General features: G+C 53.4%; 1 protein-coding gene. It reads right to left on the bottom strand.

What is annotated here, in order from left to right:
• Positions 1-594, bottom strand: a 594-nt coding sequence (locus ACWF6P_RS31805; RefSeq protein WP_452623705.1) for a PoNe immunity protein domain-containing protein, incomplete at both ends; no start/stop codon positions are given.

The raw sequence follows: 594 nt of genomic DNA, 5'->3' as shown, positions 1-594 counted from the left end.
TTCTTGATGCACAAGGTCCCACGGATAATGATTCAAACCCGCGCATTGACTGTCATCGAGATTGAACGCCTTGACCGCAGCCGCGGCCTCGATACACCAAAATCCAAAATATGCGCCACCTTCGATGTACTCATCGAAGCCATACCAGTAAGGCTTATCGTATACCGCCGGCACGCCTCCTTTCTTGGGGGGGCGATCTAGTTCGCGGTACCAGTTTTCGACAAAGAGTCGGAGTTGCTTTGCTTGGTTGGCAGCAGGCGCATCAACAGCGTTGAGCAATCGCTGGTAGGGCTTCGGGTGCCGAAGTTCCGTACCAATCTTTCGGCCGTGGTCGCGACTCGCAATCACGCGATCCAACAAGACGTCCTCACCCTCATTCCCGATCAGGGCGATCAAGCGTCGCCATAGATCGTCCGGAATTTCGAGCGTCAAAGCCAATCCGACCAACCAAAAGCTGATGATGTAGAAATCCAGGTTTCTTGCCCAGCTCCGGCGCAATGCCTTTTGCTCATCCGTAAACACACTTTCACCAAGCTTTACGGATTCTTCCCACGCATCAAGAAGACCCGGGAGATGCTGCGACAAGACACTAAC

It is taken from the genome of Rhodococcus sp. NPDC055024 (assembly GCF_053608585.1).
This window is presented reverse-complemented; position numbering and strand designations above follow the sequence as displayed.